Annotated in this window: 17 protein-coding genes; 10 read left to right on the forward strand and 7 right to left on the reverse strand. The window is 65.3% G+C overall.

Going from position 1 to position 22269, the window contains the following annotated elements; translation table 11 throughout:
* Positions 1-65: 65 nt before the first annotated feature.
* From dnaK to KPL76_RS05105, 5 genes are all read left to right on the forward strand, one after another.
* A complete protein-coding gene (gene dnaK, locus KPL76_RS05085) occupies positions 66-1937 on the forward strand; it encodes a molecular chaperone DnaK (RefSeq protein WP_216335398.1) in 1872 nt (623 codons plus the stop codon).
* A 2-nt stretch (positions 1938-1939) separates the two neighbouring features.
* Complete coding sequence (locus tag KPL76_RS05090; RefSeq protein WP_216335399.1) at positions 1940-2677, forward strand: nucleotide exchange factor GrpE; 738 nt, start codon at positions 1940-1942, stop codon at positions 2675-2677.
* Entirely contained in the window at positions 2670-3677 is a 1008-nt protein-coding gene (locus KPL76_RS05095) for a DnaJ C-terminal domain-containing protein (protein WP_216335400.1), read from the forward strand. Before KPL76_RS05090 ends, KPL76_RS05095 begins: the two co-directional genes overlap by 8 nt.
* A 64-nt stretch (positions 3678-3741) precedes the next feature.
* The gene (locus tag KPL76_RS05100) at positions 3742-4158 is read left to right on the forward strand and encodes a heat shock protein transcriptional repressor HspR (RefSeq protein ID WP_216335401.1); all 417 of its coding nucleotides are present in this window, start codon (positions 3742-3744) and stop codon (positions 4156-4158) included.
* 49 nt (positions 4159-4207) lie between these two features.
* The gene (locus tag KPL76_RS05105; protein WP_216335402.1) at positions 4208-5086 is read left to right on the forward strand and encodes a hypothetical protein; all 879 of its coding nucleotides are present in this window, start codon (positions 4208-4210) and stop codon (positions 5084-5086) included.
* 28 nt (positions 5087-5114) lie between these two features.
* Here the strand turns inward: KPL76_RS05105 and mptB are convergent, their stop codons facing one another.
* Positions 5115-6689, reverse strand: coding sequence for a polyprenol phosphomannose-dependent alpha 1,6 mannosyltransferase MptB (mptB, locus tag KPL76_RS05110; protein ID WP_216335403.1), 1575 nt, complete (start codon positions 6687-6689; stop codon positions 5115-5117).
* Between the two features lie 140 nt (positions 6690-6829).
* On the opposite strand from mptB, the gene KPL76_RS05115 reads away from it, so the two are divergent.
* Entirely contained in the window at positions 6830-9019 is a 2190-nt protein-coding gene (locus KPL76_RS05115) for an ATP-dependent Clp protease ATP-binding subunit (RefSeq protein ID WP_216335404.1), read from the forward strand.
* 199 nt (positions 9020-9218) lie between these two features.
* Here the strand turns inward: KPL76_RS05115 and acs are convergent, their stop codons facing one another.
* From acs to KPL76_RS05140, 5 genes are all read right to left on the reverse strand, one after another.
* Positions 9219-11342: an acetate--CoA ligase gene (gene acs / locus KPL76_RS05120; protein WP_216335405.1), complete on the reverse strand. Its 2124-nt coding sequence runs from the start codon at positions 11340-11342 to the stop codon at positions 9219-9221.
* A gap of 224 nt (positions 11343-11566) precedes the next feature.
* Positions 11567-12163 (reverse strand): nitroreductase family protein, encoded by a 597-nt coding sequence (locus KPL76_RS05125; protein WP_216335406.1) that lies wholly within the window; start codon positions 12161-12163, stop codon positions 11567-11569.
* 202 nt (positions 12164-12365) lie between these two features.
* Positions 12366-13463, reverse strand: a complete 1098-nt coding sequence (locus KPL76_RS05130) for a low specificity L-threonine aldolase (protein ID WP_216336100.1) — start codon at positions 13461-13463, stop codon at positions 12366-12368.
* Between the two features lie 567 nt (positions 13464-14030).
* The gene (locus tag KPL76_RS05135; protein ID WP_253202188.1) at positions 14031-15533 is read right to left on the reverse strand and encodes a DUF6421 family protein; all 1503 of its coding nucleotides are present in this window, start codon (positions 15531-15533) and stop codon (positions 14031-14033) included.
* A 193-nt stretch (positions 15534-15726) separates the two neighbouring features.
* Entirely contained in the window at positions 15727-16173 is a 447-nt protein-coding gene (locus tag KPL76_RS05140) for a YdeI/OmpD-associated family protein (RefSeq protein ID WP_216335407.1), read from the reverse strand.
* Between the two features lie 128 nt (positions 16174-16301).
* Between KPL76_RS05140 and KPL76_RS05145 the strand changes: the two genes are divergently transcribed.
* Both KPL76_RS05145 and KPL76_RS05150 read left to right on the forward strand, forming a co-directional pair.
* Positions 16302-18671 (forward strand): acyltransferase family protein, encoded by a 2370-nt coding sequence (locus tag KPL76_RS05145; protein WP_216335408.1) that lies wholly within the window; start codon positions 16302-16304, stop codon positions 18669-18671.
* A 3-nt stretch (positions 18672-18674) separates the two neighbouring features.
* Positions 18675-19601, forward strand: a complete 927-nt coding sequence (locus tag KPL76_RS05150; protein ID WP_216335409.1) for an AEC family transporter — start codon at positions 18675-18677, stop codon at positions 19599-19601.
* 42 nt (positions 19602-19643) lie between these two features.
* On the opposite strand, the gene KPL76_RS05155 is transcribed toward KPL76_RS05150, so the two are convergent.
* Positions 19644-20480, reverse strand: a complete 837-nt coding sequence (locus KPL76_RS05155) for an exodeoxyribonuclease III (RefSeq protein WP_216335410.1) — start codon at positions 20478-20480, stop codon at positions 19644-19646.
* A gap of 486 nt (positions 20481-20966) precedes the next feature.
* On the opposite strand from KPL76_RS05155, the gene pyrE reads away from it, so the two are divergent.
* Together pyrE and KPL76_RS05165 are read left to right on the forward strand one after the other, a co-directional pair.
* Entirely contained in the window at positions 20967-21512 is a 546-nt protein-coding gene (pyrE, locus tag KPL76_RS05160) for an orotate phosphoribosyltransferase (RefSeq protein ID WP_216335411.1), read from the forward strand.
* A gap of 126 nt (positions 21513-21638) precedes the next feature.
* A complete protein-coding gene (locus KPL76_RS05165) occupies positions 21639-22235 on the forward strand; it encodes a septum formation family protein (protein ID WP_216335412.1) in 597 nt (198 codons plus the stop codon).
* The last annotated feature ends 34 nt before the right edge of the window (positions 22236-22269 follow it).

The following is a 22269-nucleotide window of genomic DNA, read 5'->3' on the forward strand; positions in this document are numbered from 1 at the left end:
CAAGTATCCGTATCTGGGTCTGAAGCATCTTTAGCCGGCCGGAAGGCCAAGAAGGAGTAAAGCACATGGCTCGTGCAGTAGGAATCGACCTCGGTACCACCAACTCGGTCGTCGCCGTCCTCGAAGGTGGAGAACCCACCGTCATCGCCAATGCAGAAGGCTTTCGCACGACCCCGTCGGTTGTCGCCTTCACCAAAGACGGAGAGGTGCTGGTCGGCGAGACCGCCAAGCGCCAGGCCGTCACCAACGTCGACCGCACGATTGCGAGCGTCAAGCGCCACATCGGAACCGACTGGACCGTCAAGGTCGACGACAAGAAGTACACCCCGCAGGAGATCTCTGCGCGCATTCTTGCGAAGCTGAAGCGCGACGCTGAGTCGTACCTCGGTGACAAGGTCACCGACGCGGTCATCACCGTTCCCGCATACTTCAACGACGCCGAGCGCCAGGCCACCAAAGAGGCTGGCGAGATCTCCGGGCTGAACGTTCTGCGCATCATCAACGAGCCGACCGCTGCCGCACTCGCCTACGGCCTCGACAAGGGTAAAGAAGACGAACTCATCCTGGTCTTCGACCTCGGTGGCGGTACCTTCGATGTCTCTCTGCTTGAAGTGGGCAAGGACGACGACTTCTCCACCATCCAGGTGCGCTCGACCGCCGGCGACAACCGCCTCGGCGGCGACGACTGGGACCAGCGTGTCGTCGACTACCTGATCAAGCGCTTCAAGGACTCGACCGGCGTCGACGTCTCTGGCGACAAGATCGCCAAGCAGCGTCTGAAGGAGGCCGCTGAGCAGGCCAAGAAGGAGCTGTCGGGATCGCTTTCCACGACCATCCAGCTTCCCTACCTCTCGCTCACCGAGAACGGCCCTGCCAACCTCGACGAGACCCTGAGCCGCGCGAAGTTCGAAGAGCTGACCGCAGACCTGCTGGCCCGCACCGAGAAGCCGTTCCACGACGTCATCAAGGAGGCCGGTGTCTCGATCGCCGACATCGCCCACGTCGTTCTGGTCGGTGGATCGACCCGTATGCCCGCCGTCGTCTCGCTGGTCAAGAAGCTGACCGGTGGGCGTGAGCCCAACAAGGGCGTCAACCCCGACGAGGTCGTGGCTGTCGGTGCCGCACTGCAGGCCGGCGTGCTGAAGGGCGAGCGCAAAGACGTTCTGCTCATCGACGTCACCCCGCTCTCTCTCGGTATCGAGACCAAGGGCGGCATGATGACCAAGCTCATCGAGCGCAACACGGCCATCCCGACCAAGCGCAGCGAGACCTTCACCACTGCAGACGACAACCAGCCGTCTGTGGCCATCCAGGTCTTCCAGGGCGAGCGTGAGTTCACCCGTGACAACAAGAACCTCGGAACGTTCGAGCTGACCGGCATTGCGCCGGCCCCGCGCGGCATTCCGCAGGTCGAGGTCACCTTCGACATCGACGCCAACGGCATCGTGCACGTGTCTGCCAAAGACAAGGGCACGGGCAAGGAGCAGTCGATGACGATCACCGGTGGGTCGAGCCTGTCGAAGGACGACATCGCCCGCATGGTGCGCGAGGGTGAAGAGCACGCCGCAGAAGACAAGAAGCGCCGCGAGGCCGCTGAGACGCGCAACACGAGCGAGCAGCTCGCGTACTCGATCGACAAGCTCATCAAAGACAACGAAGACAAGCTGCCCGAAGAGGTCAAGACCGAGGTGCAGGCCGATGTCGACGCTCTGAAGAGCGCCCTCGCCGGAGACGACGATGAAGCGGTCAAGTCGGCCTTCGACAAGCTCAACGAGAGCCAGTCGAAGCTCGGCCAGGCCATCTACGCCAACTCGCAGGCCGACGAAGCCGCAGCAGCCGCTGCAGCCGACCAGCCTGCCGAAGAGACGGCGAGCAGCGACGAAGATATCGTTGATGCTGAAGTCGTCGACGACGAAGAATCGAAAGAGCAGAAGTAATCATGGGCAAGAAAGACAAGTCAGGCCGCGGCAGTGACGAGTCTTCTGGCCCGTTCGACCCGACAGGTACGCCTGCCGGGCCAAGCGCCCCTACCGGGTCTGCCGCAGACGCGACAGACCCGGTGACGGGCGAGCCCGTCGAAGACGCCGCCTTCATCGAGGCCGAAGGCCCAGATGTCGAAACGCACACCGATGCTGGTGAGGGCGAGAACGCAGAAGCAACAGGAGAAGAGGAGACCGTGGGAGATGACCAGTTCAACGACGACGATCTGAGCTTTCTGGATGCTGTGAGCGCTGGTGAGGCTGAGGCGACTGCCGCTGTCGACCTGGCGGCCGAACGTCTCGCAGACCTGCAGCGGGTGACCGCTGAGTACGCCAACTATCGCAAGCGCACCGAAGCCAACCGGGAAGTCGAGCGTGAACGGACGGTCGGTGACGTGGTGAAGGTTCTGCTGCCGGTTCTCGACGACTTCGACCGTGCTGAGAAGCACGGCGACCTTGCTGAGGGCCCGTTCGCTTCCATTGTGGCGAAACTGCGAACCGGGGTCGAGCGTTTCGGTCTGAAGCCCTTCGGAGCTGCTGGCGAGCCCTTCGATCCCCAGCTGCACGAGGCGATCTTCCAGCAGCCGAGCGCAGACGTGCAGGTCGAGACCATCTCTGATGTCGTCGAGACCGGTTACTTCCTCGGTTCGACGCTGCTCCGTGCGGCGAAGGTTGTCGTAGCGGTGCCGAATGGCTAGCCAGGATTGGTTCGACAAGGACTTCTACAAGGTCCTCGGGGTGTCGAAGGACGTCACGCCTGCCGACCTGAAGAAGCAGTATCGCAAGCTCGCGCGGCAGTTCCACCCGGACTCCAACCCTGGTGATGCTGCCGCCGAGGCGAAGTTCAAGGAGATCAGCGAAGCCCACTCGGTTCTCGCCGACCCCGAACAGCGCAAGGAGTATGACCAGATTCGCGCCATGGGTTCTGGCGCCCGCTTCACAGCGGGTGGCCAGGGCCAGGGCGGCGGCTTCGAAGACGTCTTCGGCGGCATGTTCGGCGGAGGTCGTGGCGGCGGCGGTGGCGGAGCCAATACGAGCTACTCGTACCAGCAGGGCGGCTTCGATGACCTCCTTGGAGGCATGTTCGGCGGCAGCCAGCCCGGGTTCGGTCAGCCCAGCGGCGGCTACCGCGGCTACGGCGGGCCGACACGCGGCCGTGACGTCGCTGCACGCACCACGGTGGACTTTCTCACCGCGACCAAGGGCGACACCATCAAGTTGCAGACGTCAGAGGGCAAGACCATCACGGTCAAGATCCCTGCCGGGGTCGCTGATGGGCAGAAGATCAAGCTGCGAGGCAAGGGTGAGGCGAGCCCCGACGGTGGCGAGACCGGCGACATCGTACTGACGATCGCCGTTCGCAAGCACCCGGTCTTCGAGCGAGACGGCCTGAACCTCAGGGTCAACGTTCCCGTCACCTTCGTCGAGGCGACCCTCGGGGCGACCATCGAGGTGCCCACGCTCGGCGGCGAACCAGTGAAACTCCGCGTCGGTGCCGGCACTCCGAGCGGCCGCGTACTTCGGGTCAAGGGCCGGGGGGTCGACACCCCGAAAGGCACGGGCGACCTGCTCGCTGTGGTCCAGGTGGCTGTGCCCTCGCACCTGTCTCCGGAGGCGCGTGACGCGCTTCTCGCGTTCCACGCGTTGGAACCCCAGGAGAACCCGCGTGCTGAGCTTCTGGCCAAAGCACACGAGTAAACAAGCGGTATCAGTCCAATAGTCCTGCGTAAGCGAATCAGACAGAACGGTGAGGTGACCTGCGATGACAATGCCTGTGGACGAGAATGCTCCACTGTTCGCCATCGCGGTCGCCGCCGAACTCGCAGAAATGCATCCGCAGACGTTGCGCCAATATGACCGGCTGGGGCTTGTGAGTCCCAGCCGAACGGCTGGCAAGTCGAGGCGTTATTCGCTTCGCGACGTCATGCAGCTGCGCGAGGTAGCGCGGCTGGGAGCCGAGGGCATCTCACTCGAGGGCATCAGGCGCATCCTCGACCTGGAGAACCTCAACCAGCAGCTGTCCAGGCGTGTGCGCGAGCTCGAGACCGCTCTCGCGGACGAGCTTCTCAATCGACCGGGTCGGCGCGTGTTCGCCGCTGGCCTCGAGGGCGAAGTCGTAAGCCTCAAGAGTGGCGTTCGCGCCCAGCGCCGCACCGAAGTGGTGGTCTGGCGACCGTAGCCCGCGCGCTACTCGATCGGCGTGTGACGGCGGATGAAAGAATGGGGGCATGACGACCCCCGCACTCGGCCTTCTTCTCGACATCGACGGGCCCATCGCCTCACCCCTCACGCGGTCTGTCGTGGTGCCGAGCATCCTCACCGACCTCGTCACCCTGACGGCAGGCGGCGTGCCGATTGCCTTCATCACGGGCCGCTCGGCCGACTTCGTGAAGGAGCAGGTCATCGCTCCGCTGATGGCCGGAGGCCTGGGTGAAGCCCTCGAGAACGGTGGCCGGATGTTCGTCGTCGCTGAAAAGGGTGCCGTCTGGTTCACGGTCGGCCCTGAGGGCGCCGGTGAGACGCAGGTCGATGAGACGGTGGCGCTGCCGGCTGAGTTCGCCGCGGGCATCCGTGCCGTCGTACGCGAGAAGTTCAGCGAGCTGATGTTCTTCGACGAGACGAAGCTCGCCATGGTCTCTGTGGAACAGTTGACGACGGTCGACGCCGAGACGTACCAGAGCGCTCAATTGCGGTACAACGAGGTCGCTTTCGACGCTCTGGTGGAGCGTGGGCTTGGTGCTCGATACGGCGACCGCGAGGTCAGGAATGCGGCGGGGCACATCCCGTTCCGCATCGACCCGACCATCATCTCGACCGACGTCGAATCAGTGACACTCGACAAAGACCGCGGGGCCGAGCGTGCGTTGTCGCACTTCATCGACGAGGGCGACCTGCCATCGCTCTGGCGAACCGTCGGTGACTCACGCAGCGATTACAAGATGGCCGACTACCTGCACTCGGCGGGTTACGACGTCGCCCATGTGGATGTCCGGCCCTCCGATGGCGTTCTCGAGAAGCCGTACCCGGTCATCGTCGAGGGTGACCTCATCCATGACGAAGCGGGTGCCGCGTTTCTCCGATACTGGGTCGACAAGCTCGGCCTCTGACTTCTCGCGCCCGCGGGAGCGATACCCGTCAGGGCTTGGTGAGGGTGGTAGCCGAGCGGGATGCGGGATGCCCGGTCGCACGTCGCGCTGCGCCCGCCGCTGCTCGTGAAACGGCAAAGCGCAGCCTGGCCTCACGAATGCGTCGGCGAAGCAGCGCGATCGACAGGTCTTCGTGGATGCAGTAGGCGACGATCAGAGCGATTGCCCCTCCTGAGATGATGACCGTTCGCAGGATGGCCGCACCGACGTCGCCCTGCACGGCATCGGAGACGTCCATGCCTTCAGCGATACTGACGCAGGCGAAGAAGATCGAGGCGGCGACGATGAGATGCGTCTGGAGACCGACTCGAACTCCCGAGACAGCGAAGAGCACGATGACCCACGCGGCGTACCACGGGTGGATGACCGCGGACGAGAGCACGAGAGCTGCGAAGGCGAAACTGAGCCGCATCATCGGGTCGATGTTGCGTTTGGTGAGCATCAGCCATGCCACGATGACAGCCATCAGGGCCATCGCCGTGTACTTGACGATGTTCGCGCCGATCTCACCGTCGAGACCGACGGCACCGAACGCGCCGCCGAGCCCGATCGCGAGGATATTGACGGGCGCGTACCAGTGGGCGACCGCGCCAGGAGTTGCCAGAGTGAACACCCAGCCGAAACCGACATTCATCACGAACCCGAGTACGCCCAGGATCACGAACGAGATTGCCGCAGTGGCGACCCAGTACTTGATCGTGCTGCGGACGGTGCGATTCTGGCCTGCCCAGATGATGCCGATCACGGGTAGAGCGATGAGTGCGATGGGTTTCACCCCGATCGCAAGGGTCACGAGAATCGTGGCGATGATCGGCCGCTTGATCATGGCGTAGTACATGCCGGCAATGAGGAAGGCGAGCATGAGGGCGTCGTTGTGGCCGCCGACGATGAAGTTGAACATGATGATCGGGCTCGCGAGAACCAGCCACAGCACCTGCGAAGGGTCGAGCCCACGCAGGCGGGCGATGCGGTAGGCATAGAAGGCGATGCCCGCCACGCCCAGCACGGCGATCAGGCGGAAGATGGCGACCGCGGTGATGGGTGAGGTGCCGACGGAGCCGACGACGATCTGTTCGATCCACAGGTAGACCGGGCCGTAGGGCGTCTTCGCGCTCGCCCAGAGCGGGTCGACCCCGATGTTGAACCACCCCTGGATCGCCGAGATGCCGTCGAGGTACGGGTTGAAGCCGCCCACCATGAGCCGGCCCTGGCCGACGTAGGCGAAGAGGTCACGAGAATACAGGGGCACCGCGACGATGAGAGGAACGGCCCAGACAGCGGCAGCAACGATGACGCGCCGCAGGGCATCCGGTGGATTGGCTCGCAACTGCACGCCGAGTTTGAGCCAGGCGATCACCAGCAGGAGGCTGGCCCCGATGACCACGATGGTAGCGGTATGCACGAGGAGGACGTTGGAGCGGAGTGCGTCGATGAACGCCCAGCTTCGCACGTTCGAGCCGGGGCCGAGCCAGCCGACGGCGAGGGAGCCGAGCGCGATGAAGAGAGACCCCACCAGGCCAAGGATGAGCGGGGACCCCAGTTCACGCCTCAAAATACTCTTCACTGTCAACACCTTATGTTGAACAGGCTGGAAACGGGGTGATGATCGATCAAACACTGGAATTCAGTCGCCGCAGGGCGTAAAATTGAGTGTAAGAGACTCAAGTTTTGTAGTCTCTGTTTCACAGACCCAGGAGAACTCAGATGCCGCAAGGCGGTCAGCAGGGTGGCCAGAACGGTGGCCAGCAGGGCGACGAGGAGCAGAGCGCGCTGCAGAAGTATGGAGTCAACCTCACCGACATCGCGGCGAGCGGCAAACTCGACCCGGTGATCGGTCGCGACGCCGAGATCCGGCGCGTCAGCCAGGTTCTGACGCGCCGCACCAAGAACAATCCCGTTCTCATCGGTGAGCCCGGCGTCGGCAAGACGGCAGTGGTCGAGGGGCTCGCCCAGCGCATCGTCGCCGGTGACGTCGCCGATTCGCTGAAGGGCAAGCAGCTCGTCTCACTCGACCTCGCGGCTCTCGTCGCCGGCGCGAAATACCGCGGGGAGTTCGAAGAACGCCTCAAAGCTGTGCTGAAGGAGATCAACGACGCCGACGGCGAGATCATCACCTTCGTCGATGAGCTCCACACGCTGATGGGTGCGGGCGGTGGTGAAGGCTCTGTCGCAGCGTCGAACATGCTGAAGCCGATGCTCGCGCGCGGCGAACTACGGCTCATCGGGGCGACAACGCTCGACGAGTACCGCGAGTTCATCGAGAAAGACGCGGCGCTCGAACGCCGGTTCCAGCAGGTGTTCGTCGGCGAACCGAGTGTTGAAGACACCATCGCCATCCTGCGCGGGCTCAAGGAGCGTTACGAGGCACACCACAAGGTGTCGATCGCCGACGCCGCACTCGTTGCGGCGGCCTCACTCTCGAACCGGTACATCACCGGGCGGCAGCTTCCCGACAAGGCGATCGACCTCATCGACGAAGCCGCCTCGCGCTTGCGCATGGAGATCGACTCGGCCCCGGTCGAGATCGACGAGCTGCGGCGCAGTGTCGACCGACTGAAGCTCGAAGAGCTGGCGCTTACGAAGGAGAAGGACGAGGCGAGCAAGCAGCGCCTTGAGAAGCTCCGCCTCGACCTCGGCACCCGCCAAGCCGAGCTGACGGTGGTCCAGGAGCGCTGGGACAAGGAGCGCGCCGTGCTGAACCGTGTCGGCGAGCTCAAGACGAAACTCGACGCCGCCAGAATGGCTGCGGAACGGGCGCAGCGTGAGGGCAACCTCGAACGGGCATCCAGACTCCTGTACGGAGACATCCCGGTCATGGAGCGGCAGCTGCGCGAGGCCGAGAACGCCGAACAGAACCCCGATACCCCGCGTATGGTGAGCGACCAGGTCACCGAGGCTGAGATCGCTTCTGTCATTGCGGCCTGGACGGGCATCCCCGTCGACAAGCTCACCCAGGGTGAGACCGAGAAGCTCCTGAATCTCGAGGCAGAGCTCGGCAAGCGGCTCATCGGCCAGAAGCCGGCCGTGCGCTCCGTTGCCGATGCAGTCCGGCGCACGCGGGCCGGCATCTCCGACCCGAACCGGCCGACAGGGTCGTTCCTGTTCCTCGGGCCGACGGGGGTGGGCAAGACCGAGCTGGCCAAGGCGCTCGCGGAGTTCCTGTTCGACGATGAACGCGCGATGATCCGAATCGACATGAGCGAGTACGGCGAGAAGCACTCCGTCGCGAGGCTTCTCGGTGCGCCTCCCGGCTACATCGGGTACGAGCAGGGCGGGCAGCTCACCGAGGCGGTTCGACGGCGCCCCTACTCCGTGGTGCTCATGGACGAGGTCGAGAAGGCTCACCCCGAGGTCTTCGATGTGCTGCTGCAAGTGCTCGACGACGGCCGTCTCACCGATGGGCAGGGTCGTACGGTCGACTTTCGCAACACCATCCTGATCCTCACCTCGAACCTGGGTTCGCAGTACCTCGTCGACCAGTCGCTGTCAGACGCCACAAAAGAAGAGCTCGTGCTCGGAGTTGTTCGCCAGGCGTTCAAACCCGAGTTCATCAACCGGCTCGACGACATCGTGGTGTTCTCGGCTCTGTCGCACGACGACCTGTCGCAGATCGTGTCGCTGTATGTCGATCGTCTCGCCCAGAGGGTCTCCGAGCGCGGGCTGTCGCTGGCCGTGACTCCGGATGCCCGGGCCTGGCTTGCTGAGCGCGGCTACGATCCCGTGTACGGTGCTCGGCCGTTGCGCCGGCTCATGCAGCACGAGATCGACGACCGGCTCTCGATGCAGCTGCTCTCCGGAGCCGTGCGAGACGGGCAGACGGTGTATGTGGGGTTGGCGGCCGACGGCAGCGGGCTCACGGTTGCTCCGGCTGAAGAGGTCGTGCCGCTCGGCTGATAACGCAATCGTCGGCCCTGAGCCGAACCGACGCGAATAGTGTGTCGGTTTGAACGAGGGCCGACGAGTGCGTTTTTGCCTGGCCGGGGTGCGGTGAGGTGGATCGCAATCGAGTTATCCCGAAAGGGCATAGCCCTTTCGGCGCTGGCGTCGCGGCGAGCATCCACTGGATGCTCACCCATAGCGCCAGCGCGCTGTGTCAGGGTCTGGCTGCGAGGATGGCCGCAATACGGTGAGGCACGGTTTCATCCTGCAGCGACGTTGTATCGCCGAGCGGTCGCCCGTCCACCAGGTCTGCCAACAGGCGACGCATGATCTTGCCCGAACGGGTCTTGGGCAAGTCCGGCACGACGATGAGGTCACGCGGTTTGGCGATGGCGCCGATCTCACGGGTCACATGCGCGCGCAGAACGGCGGCCAGCTCGGCCTCGAGGGTCGCCCAGAACACGGGGTCTGCAGCATCCTGAGCAGAGATGTCACGCGAGGGGATCACGAACGCGGCGATCGCCTCGCCCGTCGTCACGTCGGTTACCCCGACCACGCCTGCCTCCCCGACGTGCGCGTGCGAGACCAGCGCCGACTCGATCTCGATGGTCGAGAGGCGGTGTCCCGACACGTTGATCACGTCGTCGACGCGGCCGAGCAGCCAGATGTAGCCCTCGTGGTCGTACTTCGCGCCGTCGCCGGCGAAGAAGAAGCCCTGCGCCGCGTACTTCAGCCAATACGAGTCGCGGTACCGCTCAGGGTTACCCCAGACAGTTCGGGCCATCGACGGCCAGGTTCCGTCGAGCACGAGGTAGCCGCCAGAGCCGAACGGCACCTCTGCGCCCTGCTCGTCTACGATGCGGGCGGTGAGGCCGGGCAGCGCGAAGGTCGCTGACCCGGGTTTCAGCGTGGTGACTCCCGGCAGGGGCGCGATGACGGCCGAGCCCGTCTCGGACTGCCACCACGTGTCGACGATCGGCGCCCGCCCGCCACCGATCTGGTCGTGGAACCACACCCAGGCCTCCGGGTTGATCGCCTCGCCCACGGTACCGAGCAGCCGGATGCTCGACAGGTCGAACTCGCCCGGCAGCCCGTCGGGGAACCACGTCATGAACGTGCGGATCAGCGTGGGAGCGGTGTAGTACGTGGTCACGCCGTAGCGTTCGATGATCTCGAAATGCCGGCCCGCGTGCGGGGTGTTCGGCGTGCCTTCGTAGATCACGCTCGTCGCGCCGTTCGAGAACGGGCCGTACAGAACGTAGGTGTGGGCGGTGACCCAGGCCAGGTCCGCGGTGCACCAGTAGACGTCGGTGGGCTTCGCGTCGAAGGCGGCCCAGTGGCTCCAGCTGGCCTGGGTCAGGTAGCCGCCGCTCGTGTGCACGAGGCCCTTGGGCTTGCCGGTGGTGCCGCTGGTATAGATGATGAAGAGGGGATGCTCGGAGTCGAAGTACTCGGCTTCGTGCGAGTCTTCTGCGGCGTCGACGACGTCGTGCCACCAGACGTCGCGCCCGGGGGTCCATGGCAGTTCGGGGGTGAGGGCGCCTGTGCGACGGATGACCAGCACGTGCTCGATCGTGTTGACGCCGTTCTCGGGGCCGGCCACGGCCTCGTCGGCATTCGCCTTGACGGGCACGGCCTTGCCGCGGCGGAACTGCCCGTCGCTGGTGACCAACAGCTTTGCGCCGGTGTCTTCGACCCGGAACCTCAGCGCCTCGGCCGAGAACCCGCCGAACACGAGCGAGTGGATCGCCCCGATGCGCGCGATCGCTAGCGTGACGACGATCGTCTCGGGGATGACGGGAAGGTACACGACCACGCGGTCGCCGGCCACGATCCCGAGCGCAGTCAGAGCGTTGGCAGCCTTCGCTACGCGGCGCTGCAGCTCGGCGTAGGTGATCTGCTCGCGGTCGCCCGGCTCGCCCTCGAAGTTGATCGCGACCACGTCGCCACGGCCCGCATCCACGTGCCTGTCGACGCAGTTGACTGCGACGTTCAGTCTTCCGCCGACGAACCACTGGGCATTCGGGATGCTCAGCAGAGGTTCGCCGTCGCCATCGAGCCCGGTGAAGTACGCGGGCACTTCGCTGCCGGCGCCTCGTGGGTCGCCGAACGCCGTCCACGCATCGTCGCGGGAGAGCGGGGTGGCCGGCTGCCAGGTGTGCGCCGTGTGCCAGCGCTCGTGCCAGTCGAGGCGATCGGCCTGCTGCTCCCAGTAGGCGACGGGGTCGGCGGCTGCACGTTCATGTTCACCGGCGTCGACGTTCGCGGCGGCGGTGAACGCCTCGCTCGGCGGGTAGAGGCGGTTCTCGCTGAGGAGATTCTCGATGGTCGCTGACACCCGTTCGACGCTACAGTGCCGCGGCGGTCGTCGGCCGCGGCACTGTCATGCGGTGTAACAGCCCGCTTGGTGGTCGCTGGTTGAGCAGCCCCGCTTGTGGAGCGTATCGAAACCCGTTTCGCGTGGAGGTTTCGATACAGCGGGCTGCTCGACGCGCTGCGCTTGGAGCGAGCGCCTGTTCAGGGCGCGCCCGCGGCGCTCGCCTCACTGAACCAGCGTGGTCGTCAGAGCCCTACGACGATCTCGGCGAGGGTCTTGCGCACGCGCGGCGCAACCTCACGGGCGCGGGTCGCTTCGTCGGGAAGGTCGGCCGCTGGGGCCACCACGCCGAGTGCGGTGACGGTCAGCGGCTCCCAGCGCTCGTCGAGTCCGAACGCAGCACGAAGCCCTTCAGCCTCGATGCCGCCCATCTGGTGCACGTGCAGCCCGTCGGCGTGAGCCTGGATCGCGAGGCTCGCGGCCGCCTGCCCGAGGTCGTACGTGGCCCAGCGCTGCGGCTTTCCACTCTCGTCGATGACCTCGGCGACGTTGACGATCAGCACTGCCGCGTTCGGCGTCCAGACCTGGTTGAAGCCCATCAGGTTCTCGTTGATCAGGTCGAACGTCGGGGTTCCGCGTCGGCCGACGATGAACTTCCACGGCTGGGTGTTGGCGGCTGATGCCGACCAGCGTGCCGCCTCGAGGGCTGCGGTGAGGTCCGCTTCGCTGACTTCTGCAGTCGGGTCGAACGACCTCGGGCTCCAGCGCTCGGCCAGTACGTCGAGAATGGGACTGCTGGTTTCAGCGGTGCGGGTGGGTGCGGTGGTGTCGATCAGTGTCATGGTTGTGGCTCCTTGGGATTCTCTGCCGGGGATGGTGAGGCGCCGTTGCCACGTTCTGTACAACATGTGTTCTCGCACAATATTCCATGCGATCGTATCTTTCGTCTCTGCCCTCGCCCCGCACGTGGGTGTACCGACTTCTGCTGCTGTAGCACCTCTGATCGCGCAGAAGTAGGTACACCCAACGGTTTGGACGGAGGGGTCAGGCGGGGAGGAGGGTGCCGAGGGCGGCCGTGAACTCGTCGACGTCTGACTCGGTCGTGTCGAACGAGCACATCCAGCGCACCTCGCCGGTGGCGTTGTTCCAGTCGTAGAAGCGGAACACCTCGCGCAGCGCGTCAGCGACCCCGGGCGGCACGATGGCGAACACCGCGTTCGACTGGGTGGGCTGGGTGAGGGTGACCCCGGGCATCCGCTCGACCGCGCCGCGCAGCCGCTTGGCCATGGCGTTCGAATGCGAGGCAGAACGCAGCCAGAGGTCGCCCTCGAGCAGGGCGATCAGCTGGGCCGAGACGAAGCGCATCTTCGATGCGAGCTGCATGTTCATCTTGCGGAGGTAGGTCAGGCCGTCGGATGCCGCGGGGTCGAGTACCACGACGGCCTCCCCGTAGAGCAGGCCGTTCTTGGTTCCGCCGTACGAGAGCACGTCGACGCCGGCGTCTGTCGTGAACTCGCGGAGCGGCACGCCCAGCGAGGCGGCGGCGTTCGACAGCCGTGCGCCGTCGAGGTGCAGGCGCATGCCGCGCTCGTGTACGTGGTCGGCGATCGCGCGGATCTCCTGCGGCGTGTAGAGCGTGCCGAGCTCGGTGCTCTGTGTGATCGAGACAGCCAACGGCTGGGCGCGATGTTCGTCGCCCCAGCCCCAGGCCTCGCGGTCGATGAGTTCGGGGGTGAGCTTGCCGTTCGGTGTTTCGACGGTCAGCAGCTTGAGGCCGCCGACGCGCTCGGGGGCTGCGTTCTCGTCGGTGTTGATGTGCGCCGTGCTCGCGCAGACGACGGCGCCCCAGCGGGGCAGCATCGATTGCAGGCTGAGCACGTTGGCGCCCGTGCCGTTGAACACGGGAAAGGCGGTGGCCTGGTCGCCGAAATGGCCCTGCATGACCTGCTGCAGCCGAGCGGTGTAGACGTCTTCGCCGTACGCGATCTGGTGGCCTTCGTTGGCTGCGGTGAGAGCGGCCAGGATCTCCGGATGCACGCCCGCATAGTTGTCCGATGCGAAGCCGCGGACCGCGGGGTCGTGCAGGCGCGCGGGGCCGGGAGTGACGGGGTTGATGTAGCCCGCCGTGGGGGCGGAGGGCATCCTGGGCGCGGTGCCTGGGGTGCCGACCGGGTCTGCCGTGGTGGGCGGAGCAGAGGGTGTTGTGGGGGATACGTCGGTCACAGCATCCAGTCTCTCTCACGATACGTGCACGTCTCTTGCATTCGGCGCTGCAAAATCCCGGATCTGCCGTTGTCTGCGCGGACTTCGCGCCGCTGTCCGTACACTCGATCGTCCACACGCCTCGCCGCGAGCAGTCTGCACGCGAGACGCCGCGTGGACGAACGGGTGGACACGAGGTCTGGAATCAGCGGCTCGGCGCGGCGTTGATGCCAAGGTCTCTCGACGAAATAGTCCACACGCGATACCGCGTGCAGCGTGCACGCGCGCTTCGCTGTGGACTATTCCGTGGAGGTTCGAGGTCTGACGGTCGGGGCCGGGCGCCCGCCCGCACAGATTGCGGTCGCGCCCCGACCGAGGCTCAACGACCGAGGCTCAACGACCGAGGCTCAACGACCGACGCTAAGCGACCTAGGCTCAGCGACCGAGGCCCAGCGACCGAGGCCCAGCGGTCGCCCGCACCGTTTGCGGTCACACGCGGGGCGAGCGTCAGCGCGCGTCGAGCCCAGTGATTCCCGCCGTCGACTCGATGACGCCCGACATCTTCTTGTTCAGGGCCTCATAGAACATCGACAGGGGGAACTCGTCGGGCAACACTGCGTCGGTGAGACCTCGTGGGGGGCCGTCGAGCGGCAGGGCATCCGGGCCCTTCGCCCAGGCCGAGGCGGGGTTCGGGGTGACGGTTGCCGAGACCAGTTCGTAGGCGGCGAGCCAGTGGGCGACCTTCGGTCGGTCGATCGAACGCCAGTACAACTCGTCGATCGCCGCGCCGAGGGCGATGACGACGTCGGCGACCTCAGGCCAGTCGATGGTGAGGCGGGTGTCGGTCCAGTGCAGCACGCGGTGCTGGTGCAGCCAGGCGAAGAGCAGCTGGCCGCCAAGGCCGTCGTAGTTTCGCACGCGGCTGCCGGTGAGCGCGAAGCGGAAGATGCGGTCGAAGATGATGGCGAACTGCACACGGTGCGCGGTTTCGAGGGTGTGGGCGGGTAGAACTGCTTCGCGTTCGATTCGAACGGCCTCACGAAAGGCCGTCAGGTCGCAACGCAACTCTTCGAGTGTGTAGAGGAAGTACGGCATGCGCTGTTTGATCATGAAGGGGTCGAAAGGCAGGTCTCCACGCATGTGCGTGCGGTCGTGGATGAGATCCCACATCACGAAGGTCTCTTCGGCCAGCTTCTGGTCGTCGAGGAGTTCATGTGCCGCGGCCGGGAGCTCGAGCCTGGTGATTTCAGCGGCCTCGCGCACGACGAGCCGGAACCGGGCTGCTTCGCGGTCGGCGAAGATCGCGCCCCAGGTGAAGGCAGGGATCGCGCGCATCGCGACGGTCTCGGGGAAGAGCACCGCCGAATTGGTGTCATACCCCGCGGTGAAATCGAGGAACCGAATGGGCACGAACAGCGCGTTGGAGTAGTCGCCGGCTTCGAGTTCGGCCACGAAATCGGGCCAGATGACCTCGACCGCGACGGCCTCGAAGAGTCGCTCGGTGCTGCCGTTCTGGGTGAACATCGGAAAGACGACCACGTGCCGCAGCCCATCGACGCGATGGTGCTCGGGGTGGAAGGCGGTGAGTGAATCGAGAAAGTCGGGGATCGCGTAGCCCTCAGACGCCCAACGCTCGAAATCAACCGCGCTCGCCTCGAGGTAGAGAGCGTCGTGGGCGAATTCGAAGGCCAGTTCTCGCAGGCTCGACGCGATCTTCGTGACGAGATCGTCGAGCAGCGCGCGGTCGACCACTGTCTCTGCGCCCGATGTCAGAGCGTCTGACGGGGTATCGGGTGTGAGACGCACAGAGCCGTCCGGCTCCTGGAAGGCCCGCACCAGCGTGACGGCAGATTTCAGCGAGCTCCAGGCGGCCGAAATGGATGCCCGGCCGGCCTTATTGGAGGCCTCATCTTCGACCACCTCCGGTTCGCCAGCGATTGCGCTTGTGGTGAATTGATCCGCGGAGAGTCGGTCGGGGGAAGACCGACAAGCAGTGATTCGAGTTGACATGAGAACCTCCCATCGAGCATTGACTGAGAGGTTGTGTACTCCAGCCACCTGTTGGCTGCACGACCTCTGACTCTCGACGATAGGCAAAATCGCGCCGCAGTTTCGTGACGATCCGGAGGTTTTGTTGCGTGAAGCAGTCATTCCAAGCGACTAAAGAGCGTCAGGAATGCTCGTGACGCAACAGCGCTGACGACTAGAGCGTTCCTGTGGCGAGAGTGGCCACGGACTTCTCGATGCGTCGCTGGCGGGTCTCGGGTGTCTTCGCGTCATCGATAGTGACGGTGAACCGGCGTTTGTTGCTGTACGAGAGCGAGTCGAAGAAGGTGCGGGCGGCAGGCGCCGCGTCGAGAGCGGCGGCAAAGTCCTCGGGAACGATCACTTCGCGAGGCTGTTCGTCGAGCACGATCTCGACCTCGATCTCGTCGCCGGCAGCGATTCCTGCCCCGGAGCGGACTTCAGCGCTCACTGGCAGCATGATCTCGCCGCGGTACGGCGTCACCGTGCTGCGGTAGGAGTACCCGTTGATCGTGACGGTCACGGCGTGACGTTTTGCTGAGCCGAGCGATTCGTAGACCTCTGTCGGCACGTGGATTCCTGTGGCCGTCTTGCCACTGGCCTGCAGGGTCGTGCGAAATTTCATAGTCACAGAATAGGCCTCCTGCTCCTCGAGCAGAACAGCTCCTCCACAAATGGTTGGAGCGGCCGTCGTTGTGCACCGCCGTCGGGTCGGAGGATACGTCAGGATGCGCCGAAGTACCATGGGGCGATATGAAAACCTCGAGCAGGCACGGCAATTCCGGTGTGGGCGCGGCCCCCGGTACACCAGGCATCACCGCTGCACCGTCGCATTTCATGCCGCACATCCAGGGGTTGCGCGCGATCGCGGTGCTCCTGGTGGTCATCTACCACTTCGAGCCGGGGCGCCTGACCGGTGGGTACATCGGTGTCGATGTCTTCTTCGTGATCTCCGGTTTTCTCATCACGCAGCAACTCTCCCGTGAGCTCGAACGCACCGACCGAATCAAGCTGCGGAGCTTCTGGGCGAAGCGTGTGAGGCGGCTCCTGCCTGCATCACTGCTCGTGCTCCTGTTCAGCGCGATCGCCCTGCTCGTCGTGATGCCGCTGAGTGCCCTCATCGAGAACGTGCGCGAGATCATCGCAAGCACGTTCTATGTGGAGAACTGGGCACTCGCAGCGAACTCGGTCGACTACCTGGCCGCGTCGAACGACGCGTCTCTTGTTCAGCATTACTGGTCGCTCTCGCTCGAAGAGCAGTTCTATCTGGTCTGGCCGATCCTGCTGCTGGGTGCCTCGGCATTCGGTGTGAACCGGCTGCGCAGGGCCCGCTCCAGCGCACCAGCTTCAGGCGCTGCCGGTACCCGCAGGGGTGGGGGCTCAGCCCTTGGCGCGAAATTCGCGGCCAACGGCCGGTGGAACGCCATGATCACGCTGGTGGCAGTGGCGAGCATCCTGTCGTTCATCCTGTCTGTGGTGTACACGAAGAACGACCCGGCGTCGGCCTACTTCGTCACCTACACCCGGGTCTGGGAGTTCGGGGCCGGGGCCCTGCTGGCCCTCCTGCCACGGTTCCGGCCGACCCGCGGCTGGCTCAGCAATGCACTCGGGTACGCAGGCATCGTCGCGTTGTTGTATGCCGGGTTCACCTTCGACCGCAACACGCCGTTCCCCGGCTACGCGGCCCTCCTGCCGGTATTGGGAACCGCTGCGATCATCGTCGCCCACCGTTCGACGCGCTGGTACGACAGTGGCCGGGTGCTCAGCACGCGGGTTCCGCGGTTCATCGGTGACATCTCCTATTCGCTCTACCTGTGGCACTGGCCACTGATCGTGATCGCGCCCTTCATTCCGGGATGGGGGCTGTCGATCTACAACCGGGCCGCATTGTTCGCGCTCGCCTTCGTACTGGCGTGGCTCACGAAGAAGTTCGTCGAAGACCCTGCGCGGCGCTGGCAGTTCTGGGCATCGCCCGCTCGCCGGCCCCGCCGCACCTTCGGAATGATGGTGGCTGGGATGGCCGTGATGACCCTGGTGATCGGCGGAGTGTGGGCGGTGCAGCAGCCCAAGTACGACGCGGCCGCGAGCGAACTGGCGGCCACCGTCGCGAGCCCGCCCGAGTGTTTCGGTGCGGCATCCGGCCCGGGCGCCGTCGTGAGTGGGTTCGGTGCGAGCGCGGCCGTGGCCGCAGGCAAGGCAGACGGCACCGTGATCACCGACAGTGCCGCTGGTCTGCCAGAGACATCGCAGCTCCCCGCGCCGGCGACGACCACCCCTGGCTGCGTGAACGCGGCGCTGGCCGACACGATCATCCCGTCGCCCGGGTTCGGCAACGCAGATCGCCCGAGTCACCCTGAGTGCCTCGTCACCCTGAACGACTCCGCGCTGTTCGCCTGCCACTTCGGTTCGGACGACCCGGCGGCGAAGCGGGTGGCGTTGATCGGAGACAGTCACGCCTATGCGTTGCTCGAGCCGTTCATCCAGCTTGCGAACGACAACGGCTGGGCACTGACGACGTACATCAAGGGCGGGTGCCCGTGGAGCACCGACCCGCTGCCCGGCAACGATGCGTTCTCGGCGTCGTGCACGACATGGCGTGCGCACCTCACCACCGAGCTCGCCGCGGTGCAGCCGTTCGATGTCGTCTTCACGGCTGCTCTCGCCGACGCGACCTCGCCCGGAACGTCGAAAGACGGTCAGGCGCTTGCCACGGGGTTCAGTGGCGCGTGGAAAGAGGTGACGGCGAAGAGCACTCCCGTTGTGACGATGGTCGACAACCCTGCCTGGGCAGACGACCCGAACAAGTGCCTTCGCACCACGACGGCTGCAGCGGCGTCGACCGACTGCCTCGAACCGAGGGCGGATGCGCTCGTCGCCGACCCACCAATAGCGATCGCGGCAGCGGCATCTGTTGCCGCCGGTGAGAAGGTCATGCTGCTCGACTTCAGCAGCACCTTCTGCAGCACAACAGACTGTTTCGCGGTGATCGGCGGCGCGAACGTCTACCGCGACCAGGACCACCTCACGAACACCTTCGCGACGACGCTCGCACCGTTCCTCCGTTCGGCCCTCGTCGCCGCCATGGGTTCGGCGACGAGTGCCGGCACCGCTCCGACCAACTGATCCATGGACGGCGTTCTGACGGGCTTTGCGATCATCGGATTCGTGATCGTCGTGGGGTACGTAATCCAGCGCATCAGGATCCTGCCCGCCGATGCGCCGGTGGTACTGAATCGCTTTGTGTTCTTCATCGCCAGCCCGGCCCTGCTCTTCAGTGTGCTGGCCAAAGCAGACCTGCGAGTGATCTTCTCGTCGTTCCTGCTGGTGTCCATCGGTGCCATAGCCGCATCGTCGGTGGCCTATGTCGTGCTGTCGCGGATCTTCTTCCGTCGGGGAATCGCCGACACGACGATCGGTGCCGCTGCCTCCTCCTACGCCAACGCGAACAACATCGGTCTGCCGGTCTCGGTCTACGTTCTCGGCAGCGCCCAGTTCGTGGCCCCTCTGCTGATGTTCCAGGTGATCGTCATGGCGCCGATCCTGCTCGCCCTGCTCGATGTGTCGACCCGGGGCCATGTGTCAGTGAAGTCGATCCTGCTGCAACCGGTGCGGAATCCGATCATCCTCGGTTCGCTGGCGGGCTTCATCGTTGCCGCGAGCGGATGGCAGATTCCGGATGCCCTGCTGCAGCCCTTCATTCTGGTCGGTGGCGCCGCGGTACCCCTCGTGCTGGTCACCTTCGGAATGTCCCTGGCTGGACAGCGCCCCTTCAGAGCCGGCGCGGGGCGCACGGAGATCGTCACGGCTTCACTGCTCAAGAGCGTGCTGATGCCGGTCGTGGCGCTGCTCCTTGCCCGCTACGTCTTTCAGCTCGACGGCGTGCACCTGTTCGCGGTGGTCGTTCTGGCGGCGTTGCCCACCGCCCAGAACATCTTCAACTATGCATTCTGCTACGACGTGGGCACCGTTCTGGCCCGCGACACCGTGCTCGTCACCACGATCGCATCGTTGCCTGTCCTGTTGGTGATCTCGGCCCTGCTTGCTCCCGCGTGAGTCAGCACGTTGGCGGGCAGCGTCAGTGACGACGAATCGAAGTCAGAAGACCATGGGCCTGTCATCGTCGTCTTCGGTGTCGACATCGAGGTCGACGACGACGGGCACGTGGTCGCTTGGCGCGTCACCTTTTCGTTCGTTGCGGTCGATGCGGGCATCCGTCACCAGGGAGGCGAACGGCGCCGAACCCATGATGAAGTCGATGCGCATGCCCTCGTTGCGGGGAAAGCGCAGCTGCTTGTAGTCCCAGTACGTGTAGCCGGTCGGCACGAGGGGGCGAACAACGTCACTGAGGCCGAGTGCCTCGAATTCGGCGAAGGCGGCACGTTCAGGCTCCGAGACGTGGGTGCTGCCCTCGAAAGCAGCTATGTCCCACACGTCGGTGTCGAAGGGGGCGATGTTCCAGTCGCCCATCAGTGCCAGCGGCTGTTCCGGATGATCGGCGATCCACCCGCGGGTCTCCGCAGCGAGCTGCTTCAACCAGGCCAGCTTGTAGTCGTAGTGCGGGTCGCCGAGCTCGCGGCCGTTCGGAACGTAGAGGCTCCAGAGGCGCACCCCGTTGACGGTGACGCCGAGCGCACGGGCCTCGGAGGGCAGTGCTCCCTCGCTGTCGGGCTTGCCGAAACCGGGCACGCCCTCGAAGCCGACGGTGAGGTCTTCCATCGGGAGGCGGCTGGCGAAGGCGACGCCGTTCCACTGGTTGAGGCCGTGGAGTTCGACCTCATAGCCGGCTTCGGTGAACGGATCGTACGGGAATTGTGACTCCCGACACTTGATCTCCTGCATCGCCAGCACGTCGATGTCTTCACGCACCAGCCAATCGGCGACGCGGCCCACGCGGGCACGGATCGAGTTCACATTCCAGGTCGCAACACGCATGCCGCAAGCCTATTCGTTCCACCCGGGACCTCTCGTGAGGCCGCCGCGCCATATCGAGCCGCGCAGACCTGTCTCTCTTCGGCGCACTGGTCTCACTAGGTTCTGCGGCACTTCGTCTGACAGCAGTTTGCGACCCCTGGATGGGGCGGTGGCGTCACCTCGCGGATGCGGGGGTATCGAAGACCGCAGCGCTAAGTGGGCACGGGGCGGCGGCGCACCCAACGAGGTCGGCTGGAGCCGGCGACCGCGCTCGTCGGCTTCGGCGTTGTACGGCGCTTGAACTGGTGTGCGTAAGGTTCTGCCAGCAGTGCGCCGCAGGGGCGGCGGCGCACAGAGCAAATATCGTCAGGGTCGCGCACGTAACGAGGTCAGTTGAACGCGGCGACCGCGCTCGTCGCGTTCAACGTCGCACGGCGCAGTGAGCTCAGTACGCAGACTGGTGCCGGTTGTGCGCCGCAGGGGCGGCGGCGCACATAAAATGGCACAGTGATCGCGCGCGAACAACTCATCAAGTACATCTCCGACGAAGCGGTGTTCCACGGCGACTTCACCCTCACCAGTGGCAAGAAGGCGACGTACTACGTCGACCTTCGCAAGGTGAGCCTCGACCACCGGGTCGCTCCCCTGATCGGGCAGGTCATGCTCGACCTGATCGCCGACATCCCCGATGTCTTCGCCGTCGGCGGACTCACGATGGGTGCCGACCCCGTGGCCGCCGCCATCCTGCACCAGGGAGCCGCGCGCGGCGCGACATACGACGCCTTCGTCGTGCGCAAGGAACCGAAGGACCACGGCCGCGGCAAGCAGGTCGAGGGTCCCGATCTCGAGGGCAAGCGCGTCATCGTGCTCGAAGACACCTCCACCACGGGCGGTTCGCCGCTGAAGGCGATCGAGGCGCTCGAGAAGGTCGGCGCGATCGTCGTCGGTGTCGCCGTCGTGGTGGACCGCAACACCGAGGCGCGTGAGCGCATCGAGTCGGCCGGGTATCCCTACTACTACGCGATCGGGCTCGACGACCTCGGATTGAGCTGAGTTGGGCCGCTGCTGTGAATGCCCTCCGGCCAAAGAGCGTTTCCCAACGGGGCTCCGCAGTCGATGACTGAGGCACGCCGACATCGCGCCGCGGCTCCGGGCGGCCCCCGAGGCCGAGCATGGCTGATGCCCGTCGGGGTGGCGGTCGTTGCAGTGCTCGTGCTGGGCGGGCTGTTCTTTCTCGGCACACGGCTGCCGGGCATCCTGTCGCCGGTCGCAGCCCCGAGCAGCACGCCGACGGTGAGTGAAACCCCCACGCCGAGCCCGACGCCCGTGCCGACCTCCACGGCAGGCCCGCAGCTGGCCGGGAGTTTCTACTGGAACGAGCTCCGCGGCGGCGAATGCATCAGCCCCTTCACGTCGGCCTGGCAGCAGAAGTTCACCGTGGTCGACTGCAGCGCGGCGCATTCTGCCCAGGTGACGAGCCGAGGGTCGCTCGGCGACGATCCGGCGGCCGCGTTTCCAGGTCAAGCTGTTGTCGCCGCGCAGCTGAACCTGCTGTGCCAGCAGGCCGGCGCGTTCGACCCAGCCCTGCTCGCGGCGTATCCCGACGTCGTCTGGCAGGCCGCCTACCCCGTCAATGACGCGCAGTGGAAGGCTGGCATGCGCGACTACTACTGCTTTGTCAGTCGCACGTCGAGCGGGCCGATCTCGGGGAATTTCGCGGCGCCCGCATTTCGAGCGCCGACCACGCCGACCACGCCGACCACCCCAGTCGGATAGTGTCGCGGCACGAGTAGAGTCGAAAGCTGACAAC

The organism is Subtercola sp. PAMC28395 (assembly GCF_018889995.1).
Lineage (GTDB): Bacteria > Actinomycetota > Actinomycetes > Actinomycetales > Microbacteriaceae > Subtercola.

Coding starts and splice junctions, on each gene's coding strand:
- dnaK (WP_216335398.1), top strand. CDS start 66: ATGGCTCGTGCAGTAGGAATCGACCTCGGTACCACCAACTCGGTCGTC.
- KPL76_RS05115 (WP_216335404.1), top strand. CDS start 6,830: ATGCCGCAAGGCGGTCAGCAGGGTGGCCAGAACGGTGGCCAGCAGGGC.
- KPL76_RS05155 (WP_216335410.1), bottom strand. CDS start 20,480: ATGCGTGTTGCGACCTGGAATGTGAACTCGATCCGTGCCCGCGTGGGC.
- KPL76_RS05140 (WP_216335407.1), bottom strand. CDS start 16,173: ATGAAATTTCGCACGACCCTGCAGGCCAGTGGCAAGACGGCCACAGGA.
- KPL76_RS05105 (WP_216335402.1), top strand. CDS start 4,208: ATGACGACCCCCGCACTCGGCCTTCTTCTCGACATCGACGGGCCCATC.
- KPL76_RS05135 (WP_253202188.1), bottom strand. CDS start 15,533: ATGTCAACTCGAATCACTGCTTGTCGGTCTTCCCCCGACCGACTCTCC.
- KPL76_RS05100 (WP_216335401.1), top strand. CDS start 3,742: ATGACAATGCCTGTGGACGAGAATGCTCCACTGTTCGCCATCGCGGTC.
- KPL76_RS05125 (WP_216335406.1), bottom strand. CDS start 12,163: ATGACACTGATCGACACCACCGCACCCACCCGCACCGCTGAAACCAGC.
- KPL76_RS05165 (WP_216335412.1), top strand. CDS start 21,639: ATGCCCGTCGGGGTGGCGGTCGTTGCAGTGCTCGTGCTGGGCGGGCTG.
- KPL76_RS05090 (WP_216335399.1), top strand. CDS start 1,940: ATGGGCAAGAAAGACAAGTCAGGCCGCGGCAGTGACGAGTCTTCTGGC.
- KPL76_RS05095 (WP_216335400.1), top strand. CDS start 2,670: ATGGCTAGCCAGGATTGGTTCGACAAGGACTTCTACAAGGTCCTCGGG.
- KPL76_RS05130 (WP_216336100.1), bottom strand. CDS start 13,463: ATGCCCTCCGCCCCCACGGCGGGCTACATCAACCCCGTCACTCCCGGC.
- KPL76_RS05145 (WP_216335408.1), top strand. CDS start 16,302: ATGAAAACCTCGAGCAGGCACGGCAATTCCGGTGTGGGCGCGGCCCCC.
- KPL76_RS05150 (WP_216335409.1), top strand. CDS start 18,675: ATGGACGGCGTTCTGACGGGCTTTGCGATCATCGGATTCGTGATCGTC.